This window comes from Pseudoalteromonas ruthenica (assembly GCF_008808095.1).
Classification (GTDB): domain Bacteria; phylum Pseudomonadota; class Gammaproteobacteria; order Enterobacterales; family Alteromonadaceae; genus Pseudoalteromonas; species Pseudoalteromonas ruthenica.
Genome location: NZ_CP023397.1, coordinates 18,756 through 40,764, shown reverse-complemented (window position 1 = coordinate 40,764; position 22,009 = coordinate 18,756). Strand labels below are relative to the sequence as shown.

The window sequence follows — 22,009 nt, the reverse complement described above, 5'->3', positions numbered from 1 at the left end:
TGATGTGTATGAGTTATTTGCTCGCAACCACCCTGCTTTGGGCATTTTCATTTAGCCTCATTGGCGTCTATTTAGCCGGGCAAGTAGACCCCTGGTTCTCGGTGTTAACCCGTATCGCGCTGGCGACCCTGGTGCTACTACCGTTTTTGAAGATTAGCCAGTTAAGCCTGTCGTTAACCTGGCGCCTGATGGCCATTGGTGGCGTTCAACTGGGGCTGATGTATGGCTTTTACTATCACTCTTTTTTATACCTCAGCGTCCCCGAGGTGCTGCTATTTACGGTGATGACTCCCCTGTATGTTACCCTGCTCAATGACGCACTAAATCGCCACTTTAATCTTGGCTTTTTCTGCGCTGCGTTATTGGCCATTATTGGTGCGGTAGCTATTCGTTACGACGGTATCAACCAAGGCTTTATGACTGGCTTTGCTATCGTCCAAGCCGCAAACCTGTGCTTTGCCAGTGGTCAAGTGTTGTATAAACGACTGATGCTCAAGCATCAGCACCTTTCTCAACATCATGTATTCGCTTGCTTTTTTATGGGTGCATTGGTGGTCGCGTTAAGCTGTTTCGCTCTTTTTGCCAATACCGCCAATCTCCCAAGTACACCCACGCAATGGGGCGTATTGATTTATTTAGGGCTTATTGCCTCCGGACTGGGCTACTTCGCGTGGAATAAGGGTGCAACCCAGGTCAATGTTGGCACTTTGGCGGTGATGAATAACCTCCTTATTCCTGCGGGGATCCTCGTTAACGTGCTCATTTGGAACCGCGATGCCGATGTGCTGCGCTTGAGTATTGGCGGCGCTATCATCATGGCCGCACTGGTGGTTAACGAGAAGTACCTGAGCCGAGGTAAATAACAATAACAGCAAGAGGGGTTACGCCCTCTTCATCGCCCGGCGATAACTGTACATTTTGACCGCCCAGCCCTGTAATTGCGCTAATAGTACGATGATCACAACGCCAATGAGCACTGGCGAAATTAAGTATTCCCACCCCTGTGGCGTGAGCATAATTAACACCGGGTTGGCCCCCGCCGGCGGGTGAGTGGTCTTTGTGAAAAGCATCGCACTCACCGCAAACCCCGTCGCTAAGGCTAAAGTGATAGGTGACACACCCACATACTGGCTAAACGCTATACCTATCGCCGCAGTGATCAGGTGCCCAAAAATAACATTTTTCGGTTGTGCCAGCGCACTTGCAGGGACACCAAAAACCAGCACTGTGGTGGCTCCAAAAGGGGCCATCAACCACATCCACTCACCTCCCATACTATCTAAATAGGCGAGCAAGCCAATGGCCAGCGCAGCACCAATGCCAGCAAGAACCTGGGCTATCGGATTATTCATCATTACTTCCTTCTTGTTAAAGTAGACCAATCTGTCTCCTTTAACAAAATAGACAAGTCGGTCTACTTATGTCAAGCTGTTTCTGAGGTGACTTATGCAAGATAAAAAACAACATTTAATCGACACCGCACTGAGGCTGTTTTACCACCACGGTATTCATGCCGTGGGGATCAATCACATACTCAGCGAGTCCGGGGTGGCAAAGAAAACCTTGTACCATCACTTTGCCAGTAAAGAGGCGCTCATTTTAGCGACCTTAGCGCAGCGTCATCGCTGCTTTATGGCTTGGTTACGTCATCAGGTGCAAGACAAACGAGGGCAGCAGGGAGTGAGTGCGCTATTTACCGCTTTGGGGTGTTGGTTTTCGGGTAAAGAAGAGGCCCTGGGCCCGTTTCGCGGGTGTTTTTTTATCAACACTCACGGCGAGTTTGACGCCAGCCATAGCGATATTCTCAGTGCTTGCCGAGCACACAAAAAGGAAGTTGAAACAGCGATTGCTGCGATGTTGAGCTCAGCCGAGCAACCTCTCGCACCAGCCATTGCTATGCTGATGGAGGGGGCGATTGTAAAAGCGACGCTCGGACAGCCACAAGCAGCCGCTGAGCACGCACTGCAGAGTGCCCTGATCCTGCTCGATAGAGGCCAATAGCATAATTAACACTATCACTTTTAATATCAAGTGATATACTTTGTAGTAATCATTTGGTGGAGAAAATCATGAATGCAATTGCATCCTTTAAGCCACAAAAGCACCCGGATGGGTTTTGGCAGCAGCTTGGCATGCCAGCGCGTGGCGAGCGTTTATATCAAGCGTTAGAACAAGGATTGTCATTTGATATCTATGACCGCTTAGCCAAACTATCGGGGGTAGATAAAAGTACCATTGCCCAATCAGCCGTTATTGCCCCCGCAACCCTAAGGCGCAGAGCAAAATCGGGGCTTTTTAATAAGCAAGAAAGCGACCGCTTATACCGTTTTGCCGAAGTGTATAAGGCGGCGCTCGATCTGTTCGAAGGCGATGGTGATGCCACCCGCACATGGTTAACCACAGCGAATCGCGGCCTAGGGCAAAAGCGGCCGTTGGATATGCTGGCAACTATGGCTGAGTCAGAAGCGGTGATTAACCTTATCGGGCGCATGGAACACGGTGTATTTGCGTGATAAGTGGCTACCGTATTGTTAAGAAAAAGTGGGCGGACAAGGCCTTTGATGGCGAAGGGGCGCGGTTATTTGGCGGGCGCTGGAATAGTCCCGGACAACGCTGTGTTTACCTCGCCGCCAGCGAGTCACTGGCGATTCTAGAGATTCTGGTACACCTTAATCACAGTGCCATTCTCAGCGACTACAGACTATTTAAAATTAACTTTGCACGCCGTGATGTGCTCACCCTTGACGAGCAAGATTGGCCTGAAAACTGGCAAGAGAGTCCGGCCCCGGAAGAAACGGCTTTGATTGGCGATCAGTGGTTGCAAACGCAAGCCAGCTTGGCATTGAGCGTGCCCTCGACCATAGTCCCTCGAGAGTATAATTATTTACTTAACCCAAGCCACCCTGCTTTTGTTAAAGCAGAGCCCAATATTGAAGCCCTGCCCTTTCGCTTTGACCCGAGACTGCTCGCTCGGGGCTAGTAATACTCACTTCCACATACTACGCAGCACGTCATCTTGGCGGTAGTAATGATGGTATAGCGCCGCTGCGATATGCATTATCACCAGTCCTATAAACACCCCTGCGGCCCAGCCATGCAACTCTCGAAACAAGGAAAACAGTTCTATATCCACCGTTAACGCCGCCGGCAAGCGCACTACATCGAATACACTCACAGGGCGCGCTGCAAAATACTGCATCAATAGCCCAGATAGCGGCATTAACACCATTAGCGTATACAACAGCCAATGAGACGCCTTAGCCGCGCGGCGTTGCCAATAAGGTAAATCACTGGGTAAAGCCGGTATTGTACTGCGCCAGCGGACTAACAAGCGCACCAACACCAGTAGCGCAGCCGCTATGCCAAAACTTTTATGCAGCCACAGCAGCTCATACTGCCATGGCTCAAGCGAGCGCACCATGACTAAACCCGCTGCTAACATGGCAATGATTAATAACGCCATCGCCCAATGTAATAAACGCATAGAAAGAGTAAATCGTGCCCCGTTAGTCATTGCTTAGCTCCTTTGCTTGACCGCGCAATTGCTCCGCAGCCCGGCGGCGGTACGACTCCGCATAAGCGGCCGAGCGCGCCCGAAGAATGGCATCTGCGGTGGGCGAGATACCCGATGGCAACACCAAAGGGTCAAAGTTGATGCTGTGACACGCCCCGTCCTGCTGCGCTTGCCACTGAGTGATCACTATTTTCCCAGCGTTAATACGCGGACGCTCTGCTGGCCACCGAATAGCCGGATTACGCTCGTCGTCTTGGGCGCTAGCCAAGGTAAATAACCAGTCAAATACCACAGGTTGTTTTGCTAACCGCGCCTTAAGCTCTTGATGTAACGCGTTAGGCCCACTCAGCCCATCATCGGTGACTGACACCGTCGGCTTCATATGCCAACGCACAGGCTGGCGCTGCTCGTTGTCATCGACTAAATAAAACGCATTGATGCTGTGATAGGTCTCAGCTGCGAAGCTGCCACTGGGTTGGTAGCTATCTTTCCACGCCAAGAAATCAGCACTTTCGGGGTGCTCGGCGAAAAAGGTTTGAATAGCCTTGGGGCCCGATTTAATGGCCACAAGCTGCTGATAAAAATCTTGGGGATTGCTCACCGCCATCACCGGCGGAGTATTCATGGCAATGCGCCACTGCTCGCTAGCGCTGGTCGCGAAGCTCAACGCCAAACTGCGCACTGGCGCCTTTAAATCCGGTGCGGTCGGGTTATTGCCGGCAAGCGAAAAGCGACCCACAAACGGTGTCACCGAAGTGGCAAATATCTGGGCCGAAGAATATTGCGCAAGCGCGCCATTATTACGGAACTCGCCTTGCACACAGATCCCTTTAGCATGGGCTCGGCGAAAGCCCGGATGAACTGAATCCCCTTGTTGCAAATCCACAAACTGCTGTGCCGATACTTTATCACCGGCATGCAACAATGGCGCGAACAGCAACGCCGCCCATAAATAACCTAACCTCATAATTTGCTTTCCCCTTGTTACCGACATATCTTGAATTAAAGATAATATGTATGAAATGCCGTTTTGGTTCACTAAAGATGCAAAATTTAGATAATATACAAGCGCTGTGGGCTCGGGAGATGCCACAATTAGATACTTCTACCATGGCATTAATTGGTCGTTTGCAAATCGCCCACAAGCATATGACCTTAGCAATGAGCAAAACATTTCGCCGCTACGGGCTTTCCGAAGCAGGCTTTGATGTGCTTGCGACGTTAAGGCGCTCGGGCCCGCCTTATCGGCTCACGCCCAATCAACTGTTAACACAAATGCTAGTGACCTCAGGCAGTATGACCAGCCGCCTAAACCAGCTGAAAAAACAGCAGCTGATCACTAGATCGCAAGATCAACAGGATAAGCGGATATGTTGGGTTCAGCTTACAGAGCAAGGTTTAGCACTTAGTAAAGAAGTGATCCAGGCTCATGTAGAAACCCAGCAAGCACTGTTAGCTGGGCTCAGCCGTGAACAGCATCAGCAGCTGCTATCGGGTTTACAAGCCTATTTACAGCAAGCGGGCTTAGAGTAAATCGGCCACTCGCTGTTGCAGATGCGGCAGTACTTCTTGTTCGAACCACGGATTACGCTTGAACCAGCGGTTATTACGAGGGCTTGGATGAGGTAAAACTAAGGTGTGTGGCCAATAACTATGCCAGTCTTGCACCGCAGCGGTGAGCGTTTTATAACGTTTGGGTAGATGATAAGCCATTGCATACTGACCAAGGACGAGGGTCAACTGCCGCTTAGGTAAGGCAGCTAACACCTGCTCTCGCCATGTTACAGCGCACTCCTCTCGCGGGGCTAAATCTCCGTGCTGAGCGGTGCCAGGATAGCAAAACCCCATCGGCGCGATAGCGAATAAGCGCGGGTTATAAAATTGCTGCTCATTGACTCCTAACCATTGCCTGAGGCGATCGCCACTGGCGTCGGCAAACGGTTTGCCAGCCTGGTGAGCTCGCACTCCGGGTGCTTGACCAGCAATTAGAATAGGTGCCTCACTATCAAGTTGAATAATAGGCTTAGGCGCCAAAGGCAAATGCTCGGCACATAAAGTGCAAGCACGAATCTTATCTGCTAGTTGCATCTTCACTTAGGTATATTGTTTTTGCTTAGCCTAAGGGCTAGCCACATATTGTGGCAACCCCCTTTACACTTTACCGAGTCATTCACTAGCAAAGTAGTTAGGTAGCATGTAGCGCAGTGAAAAAAACCAGCTTGGTCGGCACTCATCGCTTAGCCTGTGCTCCACAGACTCATTGAATATTTCTGCAATAACGTGAATATGACTCCCCTTTTGGCAAACATATTTTTGCACTGCCTGACGCTGATCGCTTGATAGAACTTGAGTACCCACTCCATCTTGCCACAGTAATTCCAGGTCGGTGTGCTGCGCTAACCGCTCAAGTAAATAAGCATATTGTCGCGGTGAACTATGCCCCGCATAGAAGCTTGAGATATACACTGGCTTAGCAGGAGCAAGAGTGGCTAATTGATCATTCAAAGCGCTGAGGTAATCGATTAACAATTGCTGTTTTGCATGGCTTTGCCAGTTAAGGTCATCGATTTCATCACTGATATACCAACCAGCAAATGCTGGCAGTTTAGTAAACGCTTGCCAGCGTCGGGCAACGTCGAGATGACGGTTATACAAGCCGCGCAGATAAAAGTGTAGTGCTCGAGGTTGCTGTTGAATGCGTTGGTAGTAGCTATTTTCATGATACAGCCCAACGACTATTTTTAATCCTTGAGCATTGGCTTGATGAAAAAGTTGCTGTAGTCGAGAGCGGCCTTCTGCATCAATGAACTGGCTATGCTCATGCTGGCTCCATTGCAGGGCAATGGTATCAATTTGACGCTCTCGTAACTGCAGCATTATTTCTTGCCATTGGCCCTTTGTTAGCTCGCTGTCGCTATTTAATGGCTGATAAATAACCACATTCGCTTGCACAGCTATGCTGCATAGCAGCAACGCTATCATTGCTGTATATCGCCCTACCATGACCACTCCAGATTCAAACTTGCCACATTATCGCCCTCTCGTTCACCGTTGAGAACATGCTGTATTAATAGTTTTAGCGAGGCCTGGCGGCGATATGCGGTTATATCATCACCTCCTGACCACCAATGCACCCCAACACCTGCACCTACGCGGGTATCTTGACGCTCACTCGAGCGCGTCCATTGACCGCTCACATGAGGTTGCCAAGTCAGCGCTTGCTGATTTTGAGTATGCAATTTAAAGTGATAACCACCTTGGTATTGTGCGAACTGCGCATCACGTCCAGACTTAAGCCAATGTGCGGCTTCCAAATACAAACTTTGTTGCAGCCACCCTTGTGCGTCAGTTTGCCAATCCCGCGTATTGCCACCTAGACTGAATAAGTCCGTAGCGGCTTTAAGCAAGATATCGACATCGTTGTTGCGCAGCTGCCACTGCGGCTCGATAGCAAACTGGAGGTCGAGCGAAGCCAATGGCTGCCAGCTGTATCCTAAAGCGAGTGTGCTGTCATGTTGTTGGCTATCTTTTTGTACAAAAGCCCGTGCGTACCACTGATGAGTATCCTGCGCACGCCAGTGGTGCTGTAAATATTTGCTGTAACGCAGTTCTATAAACCCGCCGTATCTCAAGCTTTGTGAGGTAGCGCCTATATCAATAGGCCTCAACTGCTCACCAAATTGTGCTTGCAGTAACCAACGTGATTGCGCCAATAAATCTCGCCGTAAGCGCTTGAGTTGTTGTTTAGGTTCCTGTGCAAGCTCCATGGTGTCCATGTTAGTCGCCGCGATAGTGGCATGATGCAGGGCATTATCTAACTCATTAGTAACAACATAACTATAGGCAAGCTGCTGGTGCATAGGATAAAGGTCGGGTTGATTGGCCAGGTAATGCTGCATTAGCGGAGCCGCTTTTGCAGCGCGACCTACGTCAATATACAAGTACGCAAGCTCTGCTTGGGTGTGTAGCGCCAACGTCTCGGTAGGTTGGCGTTCGATATCGCTGAGCAGTGTGAACGTTTGCTGCGTTTTACCTTGGCGCCAGTATAGGCGAGCCAGAGCTATTTGCTCAGAAACATCGGGGTGGTTTTCAAGCAGCCACACTAAGCTCTTCTCTTGCGTATGTAGATCGTTAACATACCGGGCAAGCTGCAGTTGTAATTGATAAAAGCTGATTGTTTTAGGCTCATGCAAACGCACTAAGCGATGCAACCATGTCATCGCTTGCGTGTATTCGTTGACTTTCAACGCACTAGCAATAGCATTAAAAAAGTGCGGCTGTTCTGTCAGCTGCGAGTCAAGCTCTAGCCAGTACTCATACGCCCGCACATGCAAGCCAAGCACTTCACTCAAGTGAGCAAGTTGAACCCGGCTTTCAGTGCTGCTTGGGTTTGTTGCTAAGGCCGCTTGGAACAACGCATACGCTCGCTCTTTATCGCGCTCAATAAAGCAATATCCTAATTGCTGTAAAGCTTGCTCTTTCGCAGGCTCAACCAACCATTGTGCAGCTAACTGACACTCACCAATAGCTGAGGCGAAGCTCATTAACGTCTGTCGCTGAGCTGGTGATGCTTGTCTTGATTGCACTAAAGCAAGCGCATCACTGAGCGTATCCGGCTGAGTTTTCTTGAGGCTTTGTAAGTAACGATAGGTCAGCTCAGCATCTTGATCTTGTTGTTGTGAAAAAGGCCAAAAGGGCGCCAATATATGTGTAACTAGCTCATACTGCTGACGCTGTATCGCCATATGCGATGCCTGCTTAGCATAGCTCAAGCGCTGAGGATAAAGGTGCGCTAATAACAGCCACTGCTGGTAGGCTTTTTCTTCATTACCGACCTTTTCATAACCTATGGCAAGTTGCCGCTGCTGCGCCTCACTCAGACTCTGCTGCGCCTCAAATATTGCCAGCCACTGACTGTGGTCTTCCATTGCTTGCGCCACTTGTACCGCTCTTGAGCGCCAAAACTCATCATTTTCGGCGTGTTGCAATGAGTAATCATACAGGCGTTGACGCCATTGCTGAGAGTAAGTCGAGGCATAAGCCATGAGCACAAGTAACTGCTGCTCTTGTTCTATATTTAACTCGGCTTCACTTAACGCCGCCATGGTTCGCGATAAAACCTCTGGTTGCTGAGCTTGCATGGCAATATCAGCTCTTTGCAATAGACGCGAGATAGCCCTTGGTAGCGCGTCATTAAGCGTCAAAGCAAGTGACCAATCTTTGTTGTATATCGCCGCTTGCAACCATTGGCGACGCTCCTGCTCACTCAATGCAACGTGTTGCTGATAGAGGCTAAACTGCTCACTAGCCACCTTGAAATGTTGCGCTCCTAAAAGCGCTTGTATCAAGTGTTTACGCACACTGGCTTGCTGCTCTGGGTGAGTTATATCATTAATACAACTGGCAACTGCGTCATACTTTTTTTCGTTTAGCAGTGCAAAACAATAGGCTGGGCGAACTTCTTCGAGCCCGTAACGAGTGATCACTCGATGGATGAACTGCGCGCGAGCTCGTTCGCTTATCATTTGTGCACTTAACGCAGCTAGTTCGGTGCGCTGGGTGATACTAAAGCGCTCATCTGCCAAAAGCTGATCAGTGTACACAATAAACAACTCAGCTTGATGCTTAAGCCCAAGTTGTTGAAAGTGTAACAATACTTCACGCCATTTCCGCTGCCGCATAAGCACTTGTAGGTACTGGTTTATAAGCTTAGATAACTGAGGCCAATGTTGCTGCTGAGCCGCAACAAATAACAATCGCTCCACTACATAGGGGTTATTCGGCGTTACAGCTAATGCCTTATTCAACTCTTCATTAGCGAGCTCATAACGACCCTCATCAATATAGCGGTACGCCATATCGATATAAGGATAAAGTAAGAACTGAGTATGCTCAGGGTATCCTTTACCAGCCTCAAAACTAGGTGCTGATAACGCTGTCATTGAGGTCAATAGAAAAAGCCACAGAAGTTTCATAACGACACCTCTGATGAACTCGCTGGCTTGTCACTTACCAAAGGTCTGCGCATAATGCGCTGCGCTAGTTCAAGGGTTTGCTCATCAATGACACCTTTGGCAATAAGATAATCACCTACCCCTGAGTCGCTATTCTCTTGGCCGATCATCACTTGGTTAGCAACGGAAGGGCTGAGCATAGCCACTTCGCTAATTGCTTCAAACTCACTGTAATGGGCATTTACAAAATGCGGCCAATCCGCACGACGAGCACGACGCTGAAGATTCGCATAGCTGTAGGCCGAGTCATCACTAAAATGCATTTTGAGCGCCACAGTGACCTGTCCCGGCTGGGCAATATAATACCTAACTTTATAACCGACTTTCCGGCTTATAGCCCCTAAGGCCACCGGCGACAAGTGCTGTTCACTCGCAATATGTAGTACACCTTTGTCCAAGAACAATCCAATAATGGCGTAGCGCACAGCGACCGCTTTATGAATACCGAGCTCACTTTGCTCTGGCGTAGACAGGGGCGGGCAAGAGCGATATTCAACGCCCGCCTGCTCGGCTATCGCTTGCGCTAATTGCTCACCGCTGAGCACGCCTTGCTGCATTAAATAACGCCCAAGTTTTACTCTGCCCTGCCCTTGCGTGAGCGCATTGTGCAGTTGCTCTTTGTTAATAGCCCCTGCTGAGAGCAGTATTTCACCCAGAGGTCGATAGCTTGCCCGTGCTTCCCCTAATGAGGGAAAGTCATGGCTGGTTTTGTCCCAAGCTACGCGTTTAACATCACCCATTTCGAGAATTTGTCTGACAGCACGAATATTGGCAAAGAAGTTAATAATATTGCCCCACACCATACGTGGGATCGAAAGGACCCCTTGAATACACCCGTAATAGCGCGTAACAAATACAAAGCGTTGTAGCATGCGATTAGCTAGCAGCACGGCATTAGCCCACAACACCGCACTTAGCCAGGGCTCATCACCATAAATTGAGAGAAAGTTATAAGCACTGTCGGAGAGTTGTTGGTAACCCCAAATACAGGCGAGCTGAAATAACACCAGTAGCGCGACAAAGCCAATGAAGTTAGTGAGACCGCCGCGACGGTCCCGCCAAAGAAAGTAATTTAATTTCCAATCTCGCGTCCATGCATGGGATTTCATACCCTGAAATACGATACCAATGATCCATCGCGATTTTTGCCGCACGGCTGTGGTGAACGTATTCGGGAAGTACTCCCGTACACAAACTACGCTGCTATAACTTGCAGATTTCAGGCTCCCCTTATTGATCTGCTGCTTGTGCGTGTCGGTCAGCACAGGAAAATGAATGAAGACTTCTGACATACCGTGTTGCTTGAGGCGAAAGCCAATGTCGTAATCTTCAGTTAAACTTTGCACATCGAAGGCGATACCATCGCCTTGCTCGATAAGCAATTGAATTGCCCGGCGACTAAAACAAGTGCCAACGCCGGCACTTGGGACTTGCCCAACCAAGGCTTCTCGCACGGGCACGTCTTTGCCATGAATTTCTGCAAATTCATCTAGGTAGCTGCCACTGGTAAACTCATACCACTGTCGCTCGAATGGAAATACTGGCAGTTGAATGAGATCTTTACGCTCAACGAGGTAGTTGAATAAACGCATTTCCATGGCACTAAGTACATCCTCTGCGTCATGAAGAATAAACCCTTGGAAGGCAAATTTTGCTTGCGATTCGAAGGTAAATATAGAGGCAATGATATTATTGAGGCAATCCGCCTTACTCGTTGGCCCAGGGCGCGCGCACACCACTTTGTGGACATTAGGAAATCGCGCGCATACGGCGTCAACATCAGCTTGAGTCTTGTCGTCGTTAGGGTAAGTACCGACAAATATATGATAGTTCTCGTAATCTAATGTCGATGCCGCCAGCTCCGCCATCGGTCCTACAACTCCGTGTTCTTGCCATGCAGGTACCATAATTGCGAGCGGTTGCTCAGCTTTCTCTTTCAACTTTGAATAGTGCAGCTTGGGGTGTTTGCGATAGATGACCAATCGCCGGTAGCATTTCCGACCCCAGTACACGAGATCAATAAACAGATCGTCTAAACCAAAAATAAGCAGTAAAACGCTTAACGCATATACCACATATTTGAGTACAAAGAGGTAACTCGCGAACCAATACAACACATCCACAACAACAGCACTTCCTAGAACAACACAAAACTAGTAAAAAAGAGTGAGCGATCTTATAGCAAAAAAGCATAAATAGGAACGCAAAAAAGGCCATTGAAATGACGTGTAATATTATGAATTATAAGGGTTTTAATAAAAAACATCGTGTTAACCGCGAGCCAACAATTAACTAACGGTTCATTTTCAATTCATTTAAGCAAATACGAATCACTATCTTTTAGTTTTATAATCTATATAATGGCTCGTTTTTGGTACAACAGCCCGCAGACTATGGATTTTCAGTTATCACCCTGGCTCATCAAGTTACGTATCGCCAGCTCTCATTATCGCGCCCTTGTGGTTTATCGCTTTATTGCCGCCATTGTTGGAGGCTATTTATTAACTGCCTTAAGCACAGCTGTTTTAGGGGTCGCCCTGCCATTACAACCTAGTGACGCGGTATTACTGGCTGTAAGCTTATCGATATTGATATATGCCTGTATCTTCATCTATGCCTTTAGTGTGCGTTCTGTCGCTAAGGTATGGATCACTATTTTACTAACTAGTGCAGCGCTCACCGCTCTGCTGGCGTTCATGGAGGAATGGCTATGAAGGACACCTTCTTTCGTTCAATGACATGGCTACACACCTGGGTAGGTTTATTGGTCTGTTGGTTACTCTTTCTCATATTTATTGCTGGCACGCTTGCGTTTTTCCGTTGGGAACTCAACTTTTGGGCTAAACCTGAGATACATCATTTTGAACAGCCCCAGCAGCGTGTTGCCGCGCAGCAAGCTCAAATAATCCAAGGATTTGCATACTTACAGCAACAGGCACCTAAGTCCGAACGCTGGAATATTTCCTTGGCTGATGAGCGTAAAGACTGGCTTACCTACTCTTACCAAGAACCACGAGAACCCGGTAAACGTGCGCCTTGGCAAGATTACTATGTCAATCCTAAAACGCTAGAGGGGGTCGATACAGTCAGAGAATCCAAAGGTGGGCATTTCTTTTATCGCCTGCACTTTGATTTGCATTACCTCGACGTCAGAACAGCACGTTGGCTGGTCTGTTTTGCCAGCTTGTTTATGCTTATTGCGCTAATAACTGGGGTGGTCATTCATAAACGGATCTTTAAGGATTTATTTAGCTTGCGCACCAATAAAGGCGTACGCAGCTGGCTTGATAGCCATAACTTATCGTCTGTGCTAGCGCTGCCTTTTCATATCATGATCACCTATACAGGGCTTATTACCCTTATTTTTATGCTCTTCCCCTACCCAACGATGACCGCCTACGACGATGGTTTACGCGGCTTCTATGCCGATGTCTTTAACTTTCAACGCACCGAGCCTGCCAACGAGCCCACAGCCATGGTGGGTGTTAATACACTGCTGGATCAACTTTATACTAAGTGGCCGGATGCAGATATAAGGCAAGTACGTATTGACCACCCTAACGATCGCAGTGCATCGGTACGCTTTACTATTGATAGCGGCAAGGCCATTGTCGACAGGCCGCCAAGCATCACGTTTAACGCCATGACGGGCGAGGTGATAGACATTAATGAAGTAGATAGAAGCGTCAGTGAAGCCATCTACGATGGCATGATAGCCTTGCATGCGGCGCGCATGGCACAGCCCGTGTTGCGCTGGCTTTACGTATTATGCGGTTTAGCAGGGTGTATCATGATAGCGAGCGGCGCAATCATGTGGGCAAAACGCTTACACCAACGCAATAAAAAGCAGCGCCCCGCGATAGGTCTTCGCACGGTAGATAGCCTTAACCTGGGTACCTTTATGGGCTTGCCTTTAGCAACCTTGGCATTTTTTTATGCCAATCGGTTATTGCCAATGCATGTGAGTGAGCGCGCCGACAAAGAGATACTCGCTTTCTTTCTTACCTGGGCAGCGGTGCAAGCATGGGCGGTATTCAAGCCTTATAGTTGGCGATTATTAAATGCCATCATTGCTGGCGCCTGTATCGGTCTTGTTGCCATTAACAGCATGACCACGCAGGGCAGTTTGCTGCACTTTATTGATAGCCAGCAATGGACTTTGTTGGGCTTCGATTTAGTTTGTTTATTTGCAGCAACCTGCTTCGCCTACGCGGCCTATCGTGGTAACCGCAAGCAGCGCACTTGGTTGGGCTCGTTAGAGGAGTTAAGCGTATGATAGAATTGCTTTGCTTTATACTGTGTATCATCGCTTTTAGTTGCTTTGCGCATGCCAAAGCGACCCATTACCGAGATATATATGGTGTGCGCCCCAATGCTCGGTTAGTTAGTAAAATTTTGATCTGTGCTTGGATCAGTATTTTACTAAGCATGACCATAGCGATTGCCGCGCTGGGTAGTTATGGGGTACTACTGTTCTGCGGGTTTATGGCGGTCAGTGTATTGGCCATCACACTGTGTCTTAGCTTCAGCCCGAAATGGCTCAAAGCACTGACCTTTTGCTGCACGGCTTCACTACTAGCAGTGCTTACAACTATTCTGATTGCCAGTCAATAAACCGAATTTTTACTAAGTTTCTAGATCAGTATTTTACTAATAAGTAGGTAAAATACTGATCTGTAAACCCCCTTTACATTTTATACCTGAATTATCAGTTAGCAGCGAACTTATCGCAGGTATATTACTGCTGCACCTCAATCAGCTTCTCTACCGCAAACCCCGCTGTTCTAAGTTGCTCTTTAAAGTCTTCTAAACGCTGCTCATCAACTTCTTTTTCACGCGCGAGTAACCATGCATAGTCAGTGTTATAACCACTTACATAAGCATATTGATAGTTTTCTTGGTCTAATCCAAACACAACATATGAGGAATAAAAGGGGCCGAAGAAAGAGACTTTAAGATGGCCAGTATTCGGATCGCCAACAAACTTGGCTTTACCTTCAGCTTGGGACCATTGTTGCTCTTCTGCGTTAAAGCCGCGATTAATGACCTTGACGCTGCCATCATCATTCTGGCTGTACGTCGCAGTGACGCGACTTAAGCCTTCTTCAAAAGGGTGGGGCATACGGGCTATTTCATACCATGTGCCCATGTAACGCTCTAAATTAAAAGGGCTAACTGGGGACACTTTGTCAGGTACAGAAGTACAAGCAGATAATACAACCGTTAGTAAAATTATGATCTGTGCGCGCATAGCATGAGCTCCAAGTAAATATAGTCTTTAATCGGGTATAACCGAACAATACAGTAATGACCTCTGTACGAGATAAAGCTTATAACCGCTTAAAAATCATAGCAATAATTTACTATCTTGCTTAAGATCAGTTTTTTACTAAGTGCTTCAAGCGATAGGTAGTATTAGGTGACAATAAAAGCGATAGGCCTAGGGCAAAGCGATGCGGCAATCAGAGTGTATGTAAAAAACCGCCCAAACCTGATTCAGTTTCAAACTTTAAGCGATACCTTGCCATTGCAAGCAGGGCAGATAGAACAAATAAACGCAGAGGCAGGGAACGGTTGGCGAAAAGTATTTAATGTCTATGCAAAGTGGCTATATCAACTGGCTCCTAGTTGTTTGGCCTTAAAAAGTGTAGACACATGGCAACAATTTAGAGATCAAACACTACTGCAAAACCACTCACAAACGGCGTTGCTCTTTAGCAAGCCTGACGTAACCGACCCTGACGCAGCGCTACATATTATTGCCGGAAAAACTCATGCTAAAGAGCTCGCAGCAAATGAACAACTTGGTATAAATCTGATCTGGCTTAACGATGAGTTCGCTATATCGCCCACACAACGTATTATCGTGTGCCCCTATTTTGATTACCGACAACTCAATAACGCCAAAATCGATATTCTTTGTGAGCTCATCCACACCCATATCAAGTTATAGGATGGTCCTTAGGCGACACCACGAAAGTATAAAAATTGACTACACTGTAAGAAGTTACCATGTAGGCGAGATACCAAGTGAAGATATTAGTCGTTGATGATATGCCGTTAATGCGCCATGTACTTATTAATATGCTGCGTAAACTGGACTACGACGATATCGTAGAGGCCACCGATGGTGAGCAGGCACTGTCGTTATTGGAAAAAACCCAGTTTGACCTAGTACTGACCGACCTCAACATGCCAAAGGTCAATGGCAAAGACTTATTTCTTACTATTCGCAAACACGATGACTGGGGTTATATTCCAGTCATCGTAGTGACCTGCGAAGATAAGAAAGAGGTAGTGACTGATATGATTAGCGCTAAGGTTGATGGTTTCATCATTAAGCCGTTTTGTTTAAACACGCTGAAAAAACAGCTTGAGCGCCTTAAAAAGTTACATCACACTACGACTGACAACGTATTGCATAACCAGTAAAGCCTAGCGCTTTAAAGTAGCAGCGGGCGATACCATAACCACACTGTTCAAGTAGTTCAGCCAAACGCATACGATCCAGTGGGTAGAACTCATGCTCTAGATTGTGGCGCATACGCTCGACACCCGCATCACTTAACCCTAATTGTTGGCAAACAATGAACTGCGCATCACGTTCAAACTGAGTTTCAGGCTTCATTAAATCAGCGAGCCACAACCATGCTTGGGGGGCTAATTGCTGGCGTATCGACTTTAATAACGCTGCTTTATCACCATTGTCTGCCAAGAAATGTAAAACCAATAGGCATAATGCACCGTCAAATTGTTGCTGTAATTGGCCAACATCACCACAATGGCATGTTACCCGCGCGCTTATTCCCGCTTCATCAAAGCGCTGCTCAGCTATTGCCAGCATATCAGCGGAAATATCCTGAGCCACAAAGTGCATATTGGGGTTTGCTTTGGCAAGCGCCACCACTTCTTTGCCTGTGCCCGCACCCACGACTAAAATGGACGCCGACGAGCTTAACTGAGCTTGGCATTGTGCTTGTGTGAGCTGATGCAACAACTCATAACCTGGCACTAGACGGCTAATACGCTCGTCGTAATTAGTCGCTTCTTCACCTTGAAAACTAGGCATAATACCTCCTTGATTTAATATCGACTACAGCGATGACTGTGTTCATTAGCATAGCGCAAGCACATGAACTAAGAATGATTATTCACATTCCACCACAGAGTAACCGCCGGGACGTTTGCGTACCTTCACCTGCGTTGCGACACGTTCAGTAAGTTGCGGTATGTGCGATATCACCCCGACTTTGCGGCCCTGCGCTTGCAGGTTATCAAGTGCATCCATAGCAATGCTCAATGTTTCACTGTCCAATGTGCCAAACCCCTCATCAATAAACAAGGACTCAATTTTGACCTTATTGGACGATAGCGACGCCAACCCTAAGGCGAGAGCTAATGACACTAAAAAAGATTCACCACCGGAGAGGGTATTCACGCTGCGTTGCTCATCAGCCATATCGTGATCAATGATAGCTATATCGAGCGTGCCCGTAATACGAGTGAGACGGTAGCGCTTCGACAAGGCGTGTAAATGTTGGTTAGCGTAGCCAAGCAATATAGCCAAAGTTTGGCTTTGCACTAAGTTTCGCAATCGCTTCCCTTGGGCATCGCCTAGTGCACTGTTTAAGGTAGTCCAAGTAGCAAGTTGCTGTTGTAGATCTTTCAACTGCTCTCCTTGCTCGGCTAAGCGTTCGACGTTTTGCCGATGATTTTCTAGTCGTGCACCGAGTAAGGTTAAGGCTTGCTGACTATCATCGAACTGCTCATCCAATTGCCGCTTTTGCGCTTCAAGCTCTGTTAAACTTTTGTCTGGACGGCTTTTTACTAACTGTTGTGAGCGACTCTCACTGTGTTCTAGCTGAGCCTGAAAGCGCACTTTCGTTTGCTCTAATGTTGCGTGCTCAGTGAGTACTGCTTGTACTTGTTGCTTGTCTTGAGTTAGTAAATTTTTGATCTGCTCAATTGTTAAGGCCTCATCAAAGGCTCTGTAGTCCTGGTACCAGACATCAAAGGCTTTTTTTAACTCTTCAATGTCTTGTTGTAACTGGGAACAATTTTTTACTAAGTGCTGGTATTCACTTTGCTCCTGCTCATACCGGCGCTGCTGTTGCTGACACGCTGCTTGCTGCGTGTCCAGTGTCTGCTGAGCCTTTTCGATAGACTCTTCCAGCTCCTCTAGTTGCGCTTTGGGATCTTGCCCATGAGCTATAAGAGTAATGCGCTCAGTTAGTAAATGAGTGATCTCTTGCTCTTGCATTTGCAGTTGCTCGCCCAGCTTTTGCTGCTGAGATTGCAGTGACTCTAGCTTAGTAAAAATCTGATCTCGCTGCTGATTAAGCTGCGTAGTCTGTTGTTCGGCCCGGGCGTACTCATTTTGCAGCTGCTCAAATTGCTGTTTTTGCTCAACCAATTGCTGCCAAAGTTTCGCAAGCTGATGCAGACTATCTTGCCACCATGGCGCTTCACTGAAGTGCTCTCGTAGCTCTGCGATGCTCTGTTGGCATTGCTGCTGCTCAGTTTCAAGTTCGTAAGCAAGACGCTGCGTTTGTAGCTGCAGTTGCTGACGTCTCTGTTCACTGCTTTGTAATTGCCCCTGCAATTCGCCGCTGTTGTGTTGCTGAACCTTTAACTCAGATCGTAATTTTACTAACTGTTGCTCTAACTGTTCCAACTGCTGGTATTGCTGTTGGATATCCGCGATAGGCTTAGTAAAGTCATGATCGCTAAGCTCATCAAGGGGTTTACCTTGAATAAAGGGCTCTAGCTGCTGCGCGAATTGTTGTAGCTGCGACTTCAGCTGTTGCTCAGTAGCGCTGACATTATCAATTTGTTGCTGTGCTAACTGTATCTCGGTTTGCAAAGCATGCCGCTTAGTATAATGCTGATCCAGATTCTTTTGAGCCGTTGCGTAAGCCTGTTCAAAGTCCGCTAATAACGCAGCAAAAACATGATTATTGTCATCATTTTCAGCAAAAGGATGATGTTCAGAACCACACACCATACAAGGCTCACCACTTTTAAGCTGAGTACGTAAATGCGTGATCTGCTCGCTTGCACGCAGTTTAACCTGCTCATAAGCCTGGCGTGCATGCGACAATTGCTGCTCTAAAACTGAGTGATGTTGCGAAGCCTCATGCAGCTGTTGTTGCTTTTGTTTAAGCTCTGCATGAAGAGATTGCTGTTGATGACGCACAGTTACAAGCTTATGGTTACTACTATGCCATTGTTGAAAACGCTCTAAGGCCTGTTGCCATGTGCCTAACTGACGCTGAAGTTCACTTGCAGACAACGCTTCAGGCTGCGGCTGTAAACTTACTATTTGCTGCTCGAGTGCTTGTATCGACTGCAGGAATGTGGTGTTTTCTTCATTGAGTGTGGCAAGGCTTTGATCAAGCTTTGAAAGCTCGTTATTAGATGCCTGTAACTGCTCGTTTTTTTCTTTATATGTAGCATCATAACTATTAATACGCTGCCAAAGATGATGGTAATGAGACCAATTTTTTACTAACTCAGCGAGCCAAGGTTGTGATTCTAATTGCGTCGTGTATTTATCAAGGCGTCTATTACTTTCATCCACTTGTGCAGCGAGGTTTTGGCTTTGCTGCGTCAATTGCAGCTGCTGTGCGCTCGTCTGTTCGAACTCAGAGCGTTTTGCCGCGAGCACCTCCTTCTTTTGTGCAATTTTTACATCCAGTGCCACGGCGGCATTGAGTTTTTCTTTGCGCTGCGCATATTGCTGTTGCGCATGGCGCAGCTGTTGTTGTGCTAATTTTTGCTGCTGTTCGCCGTGTTGCCATACACTTTTAGCATCACTGCGTGTTAGCTCTTCTTGGCGAGTTTGCTGTTGCGCCAAACGCTGTTGCAATCGTGCTGTGGAAGTAAGGTTATCTTCAATTTGCCAACATTGCTTAACTCGCTGAGCCTCTCTCACCCTGGGTTCTAATCGCTCTAGGCTGTTACTCGTAGTTTGTATACGCTGTTGAAGGTCAGCGATTTCATGTTGTAATTGTTGCTCGGCTGCGAACCATTGGAGGTGTTTAGCAACCTGTTCTCGTCGTTTTTGGCATTGTTGCTGCTGCTCGATATACTGATGTTGCTGCTCGTTAAGCTCCTGTAATTGTTGCTCATCAAGAATATCAACCGCATCCATAGAAGCCTTAAATGCCTCGACGTCATTAAGCTTGGCTTTGTAACCAGAATACACGCGTTGACCTACAACAGAGTACTTTTGTGTACCACTTAAACGCTCAAGCAATACTGCACGCTCATCGCCTTGCGCACGTAAAAAAGCAGAAAACTCATTTTGTGCTAGCATCACCGCACGCGTGAACTGCTCGAAGTTAAGCCCAACTAACCGCTCAATGGTTTTTTTTGTCTCGAGCTTACCATCACTCACCAACTGCTCTTGCGGCATAAGGTACAGTGCATGAGTGGGTGCTTGTAATTTACCGTTTGGTTTTTTACGTGCTCGGGTCACTTGCCAGAGGGCGCGGTAATGGGCGCCATCGATGGCCACAAAATCAACTTTGACCCATCCTATACCGGTACCACGACGCAATAGATGACGCGGATCATTGAGGCGTACATTGTCACCATTAAAGTCTACTTTTTGTGTGCTTTCATTGCTCAACCGGGCAGTTTTATCATATAAGCCTAAACACAGCGCATCCAATATAGTGCTTTTTCCAGCCCCTGTGTCACCGGTTATGGCAAACAAGCCAGCATCACGCAGGGGAGGGCGGCTGAAATCGATGTCTGCGTCTAATAATGATGCTAAATTATGAATTTGCAGGCGATTAATCTTCATTATTCCCCTCCTGCTCAACATCCTGTACTAACTGCGCAAACAAGTCTTTAACCTCGTTGGTAATATCGTGATCTTCAAGCTCATCATGCTCATTGACGGCTTCACTCAATAAGTGCGCAGCGTCTAGGCGCTCTACTTGCGATAAGTCTTGTAGTTCAAGTTCATCGTTTTTACTCTCCCGTTGCGAGCGCACCCGTTCCACGCCACAAAAAAGTAAATCTTTGCCTTGAAGTGCATGCTCGATTTGCTCGCGAAAGTCGGTGGCAAGCTCTTTACTCGAGAGGCGAACGCGAATGTACCCTTGCTCATCATCAGGGCCGGGTAACTGCCGAACCTGCTCACATACTTGAGCTAGCGGCAGGAGAGTCGCCTCGGGAACAAGGTGTAATTGCCGATACCGAGGAATGTAAAGGGGGTTGACACTTTGCAAGGCATTATCTTGTACCTCTAACAGCAAAACTTGGTGATGATATTGACGTTCCGAAAACGACATCGCGAAGGGCGTGCCACTGTAACGAATGTATTCTTTAGCGTTAACACTTTGCGCTTTATGCAAGTGGCCGAGGGCAACATAACAGGCTTGGGACGGAAAAACATCAGCGCCGATGGCATCTTCACCGCCAATGACTAAAGCGCGCTCCGAGTCTTCGCTGACAGTGGCACCCCGAGCATGTAGATGGCCCATGGCGATAACATTGGAGTCGTCCTCAAGCTGACATTGCTCAAGCATAAGTTGGTAGGCCTCTTTGACCGCCTGAGCATAACTCATTTGTGCATCAGGGATATCACTGGCACGCAGATAGGGCAGGGCAAGAATCGCACAGTGCTGATCACCACAGGTAATGTTAATGACACTCAACTCGGGGCGCTGAAAATCAAAGCGACCGACTACATGAGTGTCAAACTGTGCCAGTAATGGCTGTGCTGTGGTGATGCGTTTCGCACTATCATGATTACCGGCAATAATCACTATATGTAGGGTAGGGCAGGCTGCTTTAGCCGCTTTAACAAACTCATAAAGCTGATTCTCCGCTTGTGTTGGCGGAGTGGCAGTGTGATAGATATCGCCGCTAATCAACAGTACGTCAACAGCTTGGCGATTTAATTCACCAATAAGCCAGGTTAGAAAGGCGTGATGTTCTTGCACTCGAGTATGCTCATAAAAAAGCTGACCCAAGTGCCAATCTGAGGTGTGGAGTAAGCGCATCAGTACATTAAATTATTTGCTATTGCGCCCACTATAGCATGGAACAGCACGCGTTTAAGCGCGCTGGTGTCAGTGTGTTACTTGCCACCAAGTGACAATAATAACCGGTATTACTATCGCTAATGCGGTTAAAGGCAAACGCATATTTCGCTGGTATTTCGCTTTTAAACGACGAATTGCGGTGTTTTCATCACATGCTGCCACTTTATCAATGTAAAAATACCCATTGTCTAAATATTGTTTACAATGCTGCTCATTTGCAGGAATGGCTATTAACTCGTCTTTCTTTTTGAGGACATAAAAATCCATAGCACCACCAATTTTATACCTTGCTATGTGAGCGAATTGAGTGAACTTCCTATCGCTTACTTTATGTTTCAGCCCAGTCAAAGCACGACTTGTTAGGCTGATAATCCTTGTTTTTATTGTTCACGAATTAAAAAAGTGGGGGATTCTAAAATTAA

Annotated in this window: 22 protein-coding genes; 10 read left to right on the top strand and 12 right to left on the bottom strand. The window is 47.4% G+C overall.

The genetic code is table 11. From position 1 onward, the window contains the following. Window positions 1-8 precede the first annotated feature (8 nt). Complete coding sequence (locus tag PRUTH_RS15555) at window positions 9-863, top strand: carboxylate/amino acid/amine transporter (protein ID WP_022943505.1); 855 nt, start codon at window positions 9-11, stop codon at window positions 861-863. A gap of 18 nt (window positions 864-881) precedes the next feature. Here PRUTH_RS15555 and PRUTH_RS15550 read toward each other — a convergent pair whose 3' ends face one another. Beyond that, window positions 882-1,352 (bottom strand): HPP family protein, encoded by a 471-nt coding sequence (locus PRUTH_RS15550; RefSeq protein ID WP_151174257.1) that lies wholly within the window; start codon window positions 1,350-1,352, stop codon window positions 882-884. Between the two features lie 94 nt (window positions 1,353-1,446). On the opposite strand from PRUTH_RS15550, the gene PRUTH_RS15545 reads away from it, so the two are divergent. The 3 genes from PRUTH_RS15545 (at window position 1,447) to PRUTH_RS15535 (ending at window position 2,980) form a co-directional block, all read left to right on the top strand. Next, complete coding sequence (locus PRUTH_RS15545) at window positions 1,447-2,001, top strand: TetR/AcrR family transcriptional regulator (protein ID WP_151173788.1); 555 nt, start codon at window positions 1,447-1,449, stop codon at window positions 1,999-2,001. Between the two features lie 68 nt (window positions 2,002-2,069). Continuing rightward, entirely contained in the window at window positions 2,070-2,513 is a 444-nt protein-coding gene (parS, locus tag PRUTH_RS15540; protein WP_022943508.1) for a type II RES/Xre toxin-antitoxin system antitoxin, read from the top strand. After that, on the top strand, window positions 2,510-2,980 hold the full coding sequence (locus PRUTH_RS15535) for an RES family NAD+ phosphorylase (protein WP_045980036.1): 471 nt from the start codon (window positions 2,510-2,512) through the stop codon (window positions 2,978-2,980). The genes parS and PRUTH_RS15535 overlap by 4 nt, the downstream gene beginning before the upstream one ends. Window positions 2,981-2,986: 6 nt before the next feature. On the opposite strand, the gene PRUTH_RS15530 is transcribed toward PRUTH_RS15535, so the two are convergent. Then, entirely contained in the window at window positions 2,987-3,514 is a 528-nt protein-coding gene (locus PRUTH_RS15530; protein WP_151173787.1) for a cytochrome b, read from the bottom strand. Continuing rightward, window positions 3,507-4,481, bottom strand: coding sequence for a catalase family peroxidase (locus PRUTH_RS15525; RefSeq protein WP_151173786.1), 975 nt, complete (start codon window positions 4,479-4,481; stop codon window positions 3,507-3,509). Before PRUTH_RS15525 ends, PRUTH_RS15530 begins: the two co-directional genes overlap by 8 nt. A gap of 77 nt (window positions 4,482-4,558) precedes the next feature. Here PRUTH_RS15525 and PRUTH_RS15520 point away from each other — a divergent pair, with 77 nt between their 5' ends. Continuing rightward, window positions 4,559-5,047: a MarR family winged helix-turn-helix transcriptional regulator gene (locus tag PRUTH_RS15520; RefSeq protein WP_151173785.1), complete on the top strand. Its 489-nt coding sequence runs from the start codon at window positions 4,559-4,561 to the stop codon at window positions 5,045-5,047. On the opposite strand, the gene PRUTH_RS15515 is transcribed toward PRUTH_RS15520, so the two are convergent. The 4 genes from PRUTH_RS15515 to PRUTH_RS15500 form a co-directional block, all read right to left on the bottom strand. After that, window positions 5,039-5,602, bottom strand: coding sequence for a uracil-DNA glycosylase family protein (locus tag PRUTH_RS15515; protein WP_151173784.1), 564 nt, complete (start codon window positions 5,600-5,602; stop codon window positions 5,039-5,041). The two genes, PRUTH_RS15520 and PRUTH_RS15515, sit on opposite strands and share 9 nt — an antisense overlap. Window positions 5,603-5,680: 78 nt before the next feature. Next, entirely contained in the window at window positions 5,681-6,517 is an 837-nt protein-coding gene (locus tag PRUTH_RS15510; RefSeq protein WP_151173783.1) for a DUF4434 domain-containing protein, read from the bottom strand. Beyond that, the gene (locus tag PRUTH_RS15505; protein WP_151173782.1) at window positions 6,511-9,489 is read right to left on the bottom strand and encodes an NfrA family protein; all 2,979 of its coding nucleotides are present in this window, start codon (window positions 9,487-9,489) and stop codon (window positions 6,511-6,513) included. The genes PRUTH_RS15510 and PRUTH_RS15505 overlap by 7 nt, the downstream gene beginning before the upstream one ends. After that, entirely contained in the window at window positions 9,486-11,651 is a 2,166-nt protein-coding gene (locus PRUTH_RS15500) for a glycosyl transferase family protein (RefSeq protein ID WP_151173781.1), read from the bottom strand. The genes PRUTH_RS15505 and PRUTH_RS15500 overlap by 4 nt, the downstream gene beginning before the upstream one ends. Before the next feature lie 270 nt (window positions 11,652-11,921). Here PRUTH_RS15500 and PRUTH_RS15495 point away from each other — a divergent pair, with 270 nt between their 5' ends. Genes PRUTH_RS15495 through PRUTH_RS15485 form a run of 3 tightly spaced genes read left to right on the top strand, consistent with a single transcriptional unit; the run spans window position 11,922 to window position 14,142 of the window. Continuing rightward, on the top strand, window positions 11,922-12,242 hold the full coding sequence (locus PRUTH_RS15495) for a hypothetical protein (RefSeq protein WP_022943517.1): 321 nt from the start codon (window positions 11,922-11,924) through the stop codon (window positions 12,240-12,242). After that, the gene (locus PRUTH_RS15490; RefSeq protein ID WP_170268979.1) at window positions 12,239-13,804 is read left to right on the top strand and encodes a PepSY-associated TM helix domain-containing protein; all 1,566 of its coding nucleotides are present in this window, start codon (window positions 12,239-12,241) and stop codon (window positions 13,802-13,804) included. The genes PRUTH_RS15495 and PRUTH_RS15490 overlap by 4 nt, the downstream gene beginning before the upstream one ends. Continuing rightward, on the top strand, window positions 13,801-14,142 hold the full coding sequence (locus tag PRUTH_RS15485; protein ID WP_022943519.1) for a DUF3325 family protein: 342 nt from the start codon (window positions 13,801-13,803) through the stop codon (window positions 14,140-14,142). Before PRUTH_RS15490 ends, PRUTH_RS15485 begins: the two co-directional genes overlap by 4 nt. 124 nt (window positions 14,143-14,266) lie before the next feature. Here PRUTH_RS15485 and PRUTH_RS15480 read toward each other — a convergent pair whose 3' ends face one another. Then, window positions 14,267-14,779 (bottom strand): lipocalin family protein, encoded by a 513-nt coding sequence (locus PRUTH_RS15480; RefSeq protein ID WP_045980026.1) that lies wholly within the window; start codon window positions 14,777-14,779, stop codon window positions 14,267-14,269. Between the two features lie 168 nt (window positions 14,780-14,947). On the opposite strand from PRUTH_RS15480, the gene PRUTH_RS15475 reads away from it, so the two are divergent. After that, window positions 14,948-15,481, top strand: coding sequence for a DUF6942 family protein (locus PRUTH_RS15475; protein WP_151173779.1), 534 nt, complete (start codon window positions 14,948-14,950; stop codon window positions 15,479-15,481). Window positions 15,482-15,558: 77 nt separating this feature from the next. Next, window positions 15,559-15,960, top strand: a complete 402-nt coding sequence (locus PRUTH_RS15470) for a response regulator (RefSeq protein ID WP_022943522.1) — start codon at window positions 15,559-15,561, stop codon at window positions 15,958-15,960. Here the strand turns inward: PRUTH_RS15470 and PRUTH_RS15465 are convergent. From PRUTH_RS15465 to PRUTH_RS15450, 4 genes are all read right to left on the bottom strand, one after another. Further along, complete coding sequence (locus tag PRUTH_RS15465) at window positions 15,929-16,597, bottom strand: class I SAM-dependent methyltransferase (protein WP_045980024.1); 669 nt, start codon at window positions 16,595-16,597, stop codon at window positions 15,929-15,931. The genes PRUTH_RS15470 and PRUTH_RS15465 overlap by 32 nt on opposite strands. 78 nt (window positions 16,598-16,675) lie before the next feature. Continuing rightward, window positions 16,676-20,338, bottom strand: coding sequence for an AAA family ATPase (locus PRUTH_RS15460; protein WP_170268978.1), 3,663 nt, complete (start codon window positions 20,336-20,338; stop codon window positions 16,676-16,678). Further along, complete coding sequence (locus PRUTH_RS15455; protein WP_151173777.1) at window positions 20,328-21,545, bottom strand: exonuclease SbcCD subunit D C-terminal domain-containing protein; 1,218 nt, start codon at window positions 21,543-21,545, stop codon at window positions 20,328-20,330. The genes PRUTH_RS15460 and PRUTH_RS15455 overlap by 11 nt, the downstream gene beginning before the upstream one ends. A gap of 69 nt (window positions 21,546-21,614) precedes the next feature. Further along, the gene (locus tag PRUTH_RS15450) at window positions 21,615-21,854 is read right to left on the bottom strand and encodes a hypothetical protein (RefSeq protein ID WP_022943526.1); all 240 of its coding nucleotides are present in this window, start codon (window positions 21,852-21,854) and stop codon (window positions 21,615-21,617) included. Between the last annotated feature and the right edge of the window lie 155 nt (window positions 21,855-22,009).